Raw genomic sequence first — 7,876 nt, forward strand, 5'->3', positions numbered from 1 at the left:
GGACAGATACGTCTACTATGCAAAATTCAGTGCCTTTTAATTCAGTGCCTCTTAATTCAGAGCCTCTTAATTCAGAGCCTCTTAATGAACGTTTGATAATAAATGGCTGTGAACATGACTTGAACGAAGTCAGCAAAGAGATGGCGGCCTTTATCAATTTGCCGGTCAATATTCAAGATGCGTTAAAGCGTAGTAATCGGATTGTATTTGTCGCGAACAATCCTTCTATCAGTATGGATCAACTTGAAAAACTGCTACAGCCCGATGATGTTTTGGTGTTGTTTAATCACTTTATACACCCTGATTTTTTTGCCAATCATCCACTAGCAAGTGCGTTGCCCAAATTGTTATTTTTTCGTCAGATTGGCGATAGTAAGTTGCATTTTGGCTTACCGCCCCGCAGTAACAACGTGTCAGTGATGAAGCGGATGGCAAAGTCTGCACCTATAGGCATATTATTGAGCAATCAGTCCTACCAGTTCCCCTCGCCACATGAAGACCCAAGTCCGAGTGATGATCCCATCTCCTCCGAGCGCATACTCATTATTCCACCAGCCGTACAAGCGTTGTTGCAAAGCGCGCAGCACCATAGCGTGTTGTCAGACCGGCATCCAGTCGTTGCCGACTACCCTTGTTTTAGTGATGTTCATTCATCGGTACCTTCGTCAGGTTTTCTGTTATATCGGTTGCTGCTCGCGGCTCGAGAGCATTTGCAAAATGTCCAAAAAGCTGTGCTACCACTAAAGCTATTAATGCTTGGGTTTAATGATAACGATAAAACGGCTCATTTTTGGCATGGACACAATTGGGAATTTGAGCGGCGAGAAATGAGCTCGCCGCCACCAGAAGTGGAAGTTATTCGTCAGTATTAAGCAGGCGAGACTCACCCATCAATGGCGTTTTTATCTGATCGATGCCAAGTAATCAAGGTTTAAACGTAAGGCGCATCCGGACAATGAGCGGATGCCATTTCATGGCAGCTGGGCCTTCGTATGAGCACAATCGGGGTGGTTTGATCGACCTTCCAACTGATGAGGCCCATCTTAGCAAATTGTGACAGCCACCCCTCCATGGGCCAGCACTGCCATTTATCATAGAAGCGATTGGCATTGATGATAATGCTATCTAAATGATTGAGAGGCGGTCGATAGACGCCATGCTGCTGATGGTAAACCACGTCAGCGGTGAGATAAAAATCCATATTTAATTGCCGCGCCGTAAAGGCAAAATCGGTATCTTCTGCCCCGTAACCTGTGTACTGGGTATCAAACCCACCTATCTGCTCAAACGTTTGCCGTTTAATCGCAAAACACAAACTCCAAAATGCGCCGTAATTTTCTGTTTTTTTAGTTGCCGTTTGCTTAGTCGCTGTCGTCTGTTTTTTAGTAGCGCAGGGTTCATTTTTATCAAAATTATCACGATAAGGATTGTAAACAGACAGTCTGTTTAGATAAGAGGCAGAGAGGGTGCCATCTCGCAGTTGTAAGGCTTCTTCTTTTGATAACGGCCGCGTCAGATAGCGCGGTTGCCCCATAAACAAACCATTGGGTTGGGTCTGTAACTTTGTTTTTAGCTGCTTAATAAACGTTGGTGCGACGATACAATCCACATCTAAGAATATCAGCATGTCATGAGAAGCACGAGCTGCACCAAGATTTCGGTTATGGCCAATATCAAAGTCAGTGTTATTTGAACCAACAGAGCTCTCATTTACTACCGCATCAGCGGTGGTGGCGATTTGTAAGATGTTCAAATCATACTCAACCAAGCGTGTGGGGTCAGCATCGTCTGAACCGCCCCGACTTTATCGGAGAGTGATTTACTTGAGTCAGGCAGCGATGCCTGACAGGGTTAAATTATCATAATACCGCTTTTCAAACTCAAAGGGTGACACATATCCAATCGTGCTATGCAATCGTGTTCTATTAAACCAATCCACCCATTCAAGGGTTGCTAGTTCAACATCGTTCACACCAGTCCAGTTCTGTTTTAAATAATGAATCACCTCAGACTTATAAAGCCCGTTGACCGTTTCAGCTAATGCATTATCGTATGAATCGCCTGTCGTACCGACAGAAGCTATAACACCGCATGTAGCCATTTTATCAGTATAGCGAATGGATAAATACTGAACCCCTCGATCACTGTGATGAATCACATCTTTGGGATAGTTTCTATCTGCTATTGCTTGATTTAACGCCGCCATCACCATATCTGTGTTCATACGATTAGATACTTTCCAGCCCACAATAGCGCGAGCAAACACATCAATAATAAAAGCGGTATACACCCAGCCGCTTATCGTCTTGATATAAGTAAAGTCTGCCACCCAGAGCTGGTTAGGGCGATGAGCGCTAAAGTTACGATTAACTAGGTCATCAGCACGCTTTTGATCATCACGGCTGTGAGTTGTTATTTTACCCTTACCGCGCCAGACACCTTGTAGGCCATGCTGTCTCATTAAACGCTCTATGGTACAACGAGCAACCTTTAACCCGTCAGCTTTCATCTGCTGCCATACTTTACGCGCACCGTAACGGCATTTGCTGTCCTGCCAGATACGTTTAATCTCGCTGATGTAAAAGTCGTCATGTTGACTGCGCAGTGAGCGTTTTTCAGGGTAGCTCTCCAAGTCTTTAGCACGGTGATAGGTTGATGGGGCAATCGGTAATACTCTACAGATCAGCTCGACCCCATAATTATTCTTATGATCGTCGATGAATTGAATCATGATTTTAGTCAGCGGTCGAGCTCCGCCTGGGCGAAAAAAGCGGCAGCCTTACGTATGATCTCATTGGCTTGCTTGAGCTCTCTGCATTCGCGTTCAAGCTCCTTGATGCGCTCTTTATCACTTTGCGCTTGCACCGATGCAGGAATAGTTTGATCGATGTGTTTTTTATGCCACGACCGCAGGGTTTCAGGCGTACAGCCAATCTTAGGGGCAATGGCTTGAATCGCTGACCATGTGGAAGGATAGTCGCCCAACGCTTCTATCAGCATGCGAACGGCGCGTTCTTTAATCTCAGGAGTGTAGGTTTGTTTTTTCATTGTCGTATTCTCTCAGAATGTTGAGTCTCCGACAATCCCGGGGCGGTTCATCGCCTTGTTGATGATCTGCTTGTCTTGGCGTACTTTAACGACAATACAGTCCAAATAGACGATAGGATAAACACTACTCAGTGGCCGGTTCTGCCAAGCGGTGATGTCATCTAATATATTGTCAGTGACTCTTGAGACAAGAGAGCTTGAGATGTCGACATCGTACAGCTCTTTAATGCTCTCTACAATCTCGGTGGTGGTTTGACCCTTGGCGTAAAGGAATATGATCTTGTCATCAAGGCCACTAATACGGGTTTGATGCTTACACACTAAGGCAGGTTCAAAAGCACCGTCACGGTCTCTTGGGGTGGATATCTCAAGATCGCCTGCATCACTGCGGACGGTCTTTTTAGTATGACCGTTACGCTTGTTTGGCTTATCTGCTTTCTCATGCTTAGGGTAGCCAAGATGGTCTTCTATCTCAGCTTCTAAGGCAGTGTCGATAAAGGATTGCATGAGCTGCTTCTGAAAGTCTTTGATATCATCAAAGCTGTTCATGCTACCAGCCATTTGCTCGGCTAGTTTTTTAATGTCAGATTGAGTAGTCATTGCTTATTCTCCGGTTAGTGGATTATAAGCAGTTACACAAAGTTTGGGAAACCCTCTCAAAAAATCATAAATAATTTACTTACTATTATGCTCACGCCAAGTAGCATATTCACAAACTTCACAACACCAACGCTCTTTCGCGCGCATAAACGCAATGTCTGCTGGGACTTCTAGAGGACAAACATAGCCACAGTATTCGCAAAGTACATCATCTAGATAAGCAAAACACTGGCCTACCGTAACAAACATGATATGAGGACTTATCTTATATTTCTGACAAACCGCTCTGACATGCTCAATAAAGCCGCCCTCGTTATCGTATGCCCAGTAATCGCTACAGATTTTTAGATCCCGTGCGTTCTGAGTCATATCAGGTTGAAATCTTAAGCTCATAGTATACTCCTCAGTACCCATAGCTAGTTTGTGGCAATAGCCCATAAAGCTCACGCTGAAGCTGCTGATACATATCATCAGCCACATACCCAATACTCGCGTCCAAACGCTTCTGTACCCATACGCGCAGTGCCATGTAATTATCAAAGCAACTATCAACGCTTAAAAATCGAGCCAAACCAGCTCCTGCTTGAATATGGAGCTCGCAAATTAGAGTGTTGGCAATGCCATTAGCATCCTCACTAACGTATCCACTAGGTTTAAATGCCGTAAGTAGTTCATCGTAATCAATAGTTTTCATTGTGATGTCTCCTTGTTAGTAGATACTTGAGCAATCTGGCTCCGACTAACCAATGCTTCAAAAGCACTGCCATCTTGGCGAGTCATGTTTGGTACATAACGGCTATAAGTATTGAATAGCATCTTAGTTGTAGAGTGACCCATCTGACTAGCTATCCACTCAGGGCTTTCACCAGCCGCTAACCAAAGTGTGGCTGCAGTGTGACGCGTTTGATAGGCATTACGCTTTTTAAGTCCCAAAACCTTGAGAGTAGGGTGCCAAACCCGCTTATTCACATTGTTGTAATCTAGAGGCTCACCGGTGTGAGAGCAAAATACATAATCAGAGCGCTTGTAGGTGACGGCTTGCTGCTCTTTCAAAGCATCGTATACCCAAGGTGACATTTGAATAGCTCTATAAGACTCCTGCGTCTTAGGCGGTACCATCTTACCTTTGACCAAAGCCTGCTTAATGACAATCTCGCGACGATTAAAATCGATATTTTCCCAAGTCAAGCCATCGATCTCACTAGTACGCATACCTGTCAAAAAGCGCACCAAGTAATAATTACGATAGTCTTCCCTAACGCCGTTAATGAACTTCCAAACCTCCTCCAAGGTCAGTGGTTGGATATCGGTCTTGGGTTGTTTGAGCGCCTTAATGTCATAGTAAGGGTTCTCAAACTTGTAGCGTTTAGACGCTTCTTTTAGTATCATACCTAAAGGTACCATTATCGAATTGATGCGTGCCGCTGACAGATGTTTGTTAGCTTTTCCGTACGTTACTTTGGCGAGCGATGAACGGAAGGCTAATACATCTGTCTTTTTTATGATATGAATAGGCTTAGTGCCAAACTTAGGCAGTAAATACATATCAATAATTTCTTTAATCTTACGTTTGTAAGTATCACGCCACTCAATCTCTTTTTCAGAAAACCAGAGCAAAGCAAACTCTTTAAAAGAAGGGACGTCACTTTGAATACAGTCCTTGCGGTCGCTCAAGGCCATCATCTCTGCTGCTTTATCACTTTTGGGGAAGTACTTAGTATAGCTAAATATGCCCAAGGTAATTTCTGCTTCCATTTGTTCGATAACCTTAGCAAGTTTCTTGCGATTGGCTGGCGTGTCTATGAGGTTTGTCGTCTCCCTACAGCGTTTGTTCATATAGCGAAAGTCGACCACCAACTTGTTATATCTACTTCTGATACTAGCCATTATATTTCTCCTTATTGTAGAGCCATAGCGTTGATGCTACCGGTGACACCAGTACGCATATCTTTTTCGATCTCTTCCCAAACATATAAAATCTTGCGACCACCGAAAGGACGTATGTAATGAATACCTTCAATCAGCACAGTATCTTTGAGCTCATTACGAATAGTACGAGGGTTATACTTAATGAGCTCAGAAAGCTCTTGGGTAGTGAGGTAGGTATGTGACATAATATAATCCTTAGATAAAGTTTGATCATAATGGTATTTTTAAATACCATAGTTGTAATTTACCATAAATTTATAACTATGCAAGTACTTTTTACAATTATAGTTGGAGTTTTCAGATGATAATTAACCATCTCCCTACTTTGTTAGCTGAAAGAAGGCTAAAGGTAGCGGATGCCGTACGAGCGACAGGAGTGAGCAAAACAACTTTGCACAAGATATACAATGATCAGTCGTCAAGAATTGATTTCGATACTATAGATAAACTTTGTGCCTATCTTGAGGTAGGGGTAGGAGATATTTTCGAATATGTAGAAGAAAAGAAAGTAGAAGTTATTGAAAAATAGAAGTTAATAGTAGTTTTAGAGTAGAGGTCAAAAAGAAGTTTTTAATTTTAATGGTTTTTGTAGGCTAGTCACGGTTTGGTCACCATTTGGTCACCGTCGCTTTTTTGAGATATTTCGAGCTGATTGAATAGTTATGATTATAGTGTGATTTAATAATAGTTTTTCCGCTACAGCCCATATTTTACAGACAAAAAAAAGCCCCAGTCGTTAAACTGGGGCTTTCTAAAATTTGGTAGGCATAAGCAGATTCGAACTGCTGACCTCTACCATGTCAAGGTAGCGCTCTAACCAACTGAGCTATACGCCTATTTAGGTTGAGCATTTTAGCAAGTTTTCAGGACTTTGCAAGTCTTTTTTACACCAATATGAAGTTATTGTCGAAATACTAGAAGAATCACCCTCTGCATTACTTGTCGTACCTAACTTAATAACAGCAGGGACCTAAAATTGGTACAATATTGAGAATGGTGTCGAGCTTAATACAGTACAATATAGCAGTGTTCCTAGGGACGTGCGAGATTAATCATACAAGTATTTAGCAACTATGACATAAAATCAAAATACTAAGGGTGATGAGATGGGTTTATTAGTCGATGGACAATGGCAAGATAAATGGTACGACACCGATGCTAGCGGTGGACGCTTTGAGCGTGAAGATGCGGGTTTTAGAAACTGGGTAACGGCAGATGGCAGCGCAGGTCCAACAGGCAAAGTCGGCTTCAAAGCTGAAGCCAATCGTTATCATTTATATGTGTCTTTAGCCTGCCCTTGGGCGCATCGAACCACGATTTATCGTAAGCTAAAAGGCCTAGAAGATATCATTTCGATGTCTGTGGTACATCCATTTATGGGGGATAAAGGGTGGACGTTTGCAGAGGGCAAAGGCGTGATTGCTGATCCGATTGTCCATGCACGTTATCTATATGAGGTTTATACTGCGGCTAAGTCAGATTATACAGGGCGCGTGACGGTTCCTATTTTATGGGATAAAAAAACCAACACAATTGTGAGCAATGAATCCTCTGAAATCATTCGTATGTTTAATTCAGCCTTTGATGGGGTAGGAGCAACAACAGGTAACTTTATACCATTAGAGTTATTAGCAGAAATTGATGACATAAATACCTTTGTCTATTCTGCCGTGAATAATGGTGTGTACAAGGCAGGTTTTGCGACCACACAAGAAGCTTATGAGCAGCCATTGACGACGCTGTTTGATGCGTTAGATACACTAGAAGCGCGTTTGGCAAAGCGTCGTTATTTGATGGGGGACACGATAACAGAAGCCGACTGGCGTTTATTTACCACGTTGGTACGTTTTGATGTCGTTTATGTCGGGCATTTCAAATGTAACTTGCGTCGCATCATTGATTATCCGAATCTTTGGGGCTATCTGCGCGATTTGTATCAAGTGCCGGGTGTTGCTGAGACCGTCAACATGGATTATATCAAGCAGCATTATTACACCAGCCATGCCAATATCAATCCTACTCGTATTGTCCCTGTTGGCCCAGTGATTGATTTTAATGAGCCACATGACCGTGCACGTCTATAGTTTTATTTATCAAAAAATATTCAAAAAAAAGCCCCAGCTACTAACAGGCAGTGAACTGACCCCCCAAACTTGGACGATTTAGTTTACCCCAAGGACTGAGTTCTGTATTGCACAGGGCTCAGTCCTTTTAGTTTCAATTGAATACGCTCATGGTTGTAATAATGAATGTACTCATGGATTTGTTGCTCTAACTGCTCAATGTTTTGAGGCTTCTC

At 42.9% G+C, this 7,876-nt stretch carries 10 protein-coding genes, 1 tRNA gene, 1 pseudogene and 1 other annotated feature; of the genes and pseudogenes, 3 read left to right on the forward strand and 9 right to left on the reverse strand.

What is annotated here, in order from left to right:
• The first annotated feature begins 17 nt into the window (after positions 1 to 17).
• Entirely contained in the window at positions 18 to 872 is an 855-nt protein-coding gene (locus B2P60_RS07870) for a hypothetical protein (RefSeq protein ID WP_286740442.1), read from the forward strand.
• Between the two features lie 59 nt (positions 873 to 931).
• On the opposite strand, the gene B2P60_RS07875 is transcribed toward B2P60_RS07870, so the two are convergent.
• From B2P60_RS07875 to B2P60_RS07905, 7 genes and pseudogenes are all read right to left on the reverse strand, one after another.
• Positions 932 to 1,753 (reverse strand): galactosyltransferase-related protein, encoded by an 822-nt coding sequence (locus B2P60_RS07875; RefSeq protein ID WP_230710453.1) that lies wholly within the window; start codon positions 1,751 to 1,753, stop codon positions 932 to 934.
• 75 nt (positions 1,754 to 1,828) lie between these two features.
• Positions 1,829 to 3,048 (reverse strand): IS3 family transposase gene (locus tag B2P60_RS07880; protein ID WP_379607240.1). Its coding sequence is split into 2 segments (ribosomal slippage): positions 1,829 to 2,772 and positions 2,772 to 3,048, totalling 1,221 coding nucleotides; the frame shifts between segments, so codons are not numbered across the junction.
• Positions 2,657 to 2,773, reverse strand: a sequence feature (AL1L pseudoknot). Its footprint overlaps the gene before it by 117 nt.
• 48 nt (positions 3,049 to 3,096) lie before the next feature.
• Positions 3,097 to 3,648: pseudogene (locus B2P60_RS07885) on the reverse strand (transposase); the annotation flags it as partial.
• 75 nt (positions 3,649 to 3,723) lie between these two features.
• The gene (locus B2P60_RS07890) at positions 3,724 to 4,041 is read right to left on the reverse strand and encodes a hypothetical protein (RefSeq protein WP_286740447.1); all 318 of its coding nucleotides are present in this window, start codon (positions 4,039 to 4,041) and stop codon (positions 3,724 to 3,726) included.
• 10 nt (positions 4,042 to 4,051) lie between these two features.
• On the reverse strand, positions 4,052 to 4,342 hold the full coding sequence (locus tag B2P60_RS07895) for a hypothetical protein (protein ID WP_286740448.1): 291 nt from the start codon (positions 4,340 to 4,342) through the stop codon (positions 4,052 to 4,054).
• Positions 4,339 to 5,535, reverse strand: a complete 1,197-nt coding sequence (locus B2P60_RS07900) for an Arm DNA-binding domain-containing protein (RefSeq protein ID WP_286740449.1) — start codon at positions 5,533 to 5,535, stop codon at positions 4,339 to 4,341. The genes B2P60_RS07895 and B2P60_RS07900 overlap by 4 nt, the downstream gene beginning before the upstream one ends.
• An 11-nt stretch (positions 5,536 to 5,546) precedes the next feature.
• A complete protein-coding gene (locus tag B2P60_RS07905) occupies positions 5,547 to 5,762 on the reverse strand; it encodes a hypothetical protein (RefSeq protein ID WP_025645163.1) in 216 nt (71 codons plus the stop codon).
• 116 nt (positions 5,763 to 5,878) lie between these two features.
• Between B2P60_RS07905 and B2P60_RS07910 the strand changes: the two genes are divergently transcribed.
• Positions 5,879 to 6,106: a helix-turn-helix domain-containing protein gene (locus B2P60_RS07910; protein ID WP_286740450.1), complete on the forward strand. Its 228-nt coding sequence runs from the start codon at positions 5,879 to 5,881 to the stop codon at positions 6,104 to 6,106.
• Positions 6,107 to 6,336: 230 nt separating this feature from the next.
• Here B2P60_RS07910 and B2P60_RS07915 read toward each other — a convergent pair.
• Positions 6,337 to 6,413 (reverse strand) — tRNA-Val (locus tag B2P60_RS07915).
• A gap of 270 nt (positions 6,414 to 6,683) precedes the next feature.
• Between B2P60_RS07915 and B2P60_RS07920 the strand changes: the two genes are divergently transcribed.
• Positions 6,684 to 7,661: a glutathione S-transferase family protein gene (locus tag B2P60_RS07920; RefSeq protein WP_286740453.1), complete on the forward strand. Its 978-nt coding sequence runs from the start codon at positions 6,684 to 6,686 to the stop codon at positions 7,659 to 7,661.
• An 83-nt stretch (positions 7,662 to 7,744) separates the two neighbouring features.
• On the opposite strand, the gene B2P60_RS07925 is transcribed toward B2P60_RS07920, so the two are convergent.
• Positions 7,745 to 7,876: IS3 family transposase (locus B2P60_RS07925; protein ID WP_286740454.1), on the reverse strand; the 132-nt coding region annotated here is incomplete at its 5' end.

This window comes from Psychrobacter sp. UBA3068 (genome assembly GCF_002366815.1).
In the GTDB taxonomy this organism is placed as follows: domain Bacteria; phylum Pseudomonadota; class Gammaproteobacteria; order Pseudomonadales; family Moraxellaceae; genus Psychrobacter; species Psychrobacter namhaensis.

Bases quoted from the DNA above. Each gene is read 5' to 3' on its own strand.
- B2P60_RS07900 (WP_286740449.1), bottom strand. From the start codon at position 5,535: ATGGCTAGTATCAGAAGTAGATATAACAAGTTGGTGGTCGACTTTCGC.
- B2P60_RS07905 (WP_025645163.1), bottom strand. From the start codon at position 5,762: ATGTCACATACCTACCTCACTACCCAAGAGCTTTCTGAGCTCATTAAG.
- B2P60_RS07870 (WP_286740442.1), top strand. From the start codon at position 18: ATGCAAAATTCAGTGCCTTTTAATTCAGTGCCTCTTAATTCAGAGCCT.
- B2P60_RS07890 (WP_286740447.1), bottom strand. From the start codon at position 4,041: ATGAGCTTAAGATTTCAACCTGATATGACTCAGAACGCACGGGATCTA.
- B2P60_RS07895 (WP_286740448.1), bottom strand. From the start codon at position 4,342: ATGAAAACTATTGATTACGATGAACTACTTACGGCATTTAAACCTAGT.
- B2P60_RS07910 (WP_286740450.1), top strand. From the start codon at position 5,879: ATGATAATTAACCATCTCCCTACTTTGTTAGCTGAAAGAAGGCTAAAG.
- B2P60_RS07920 (WP_286740453.1), top strand. From the start codon at position 6,684: ATGGGTTTATTAGTCGATGGACAATGGCAAGATAAATGGTACGACACC.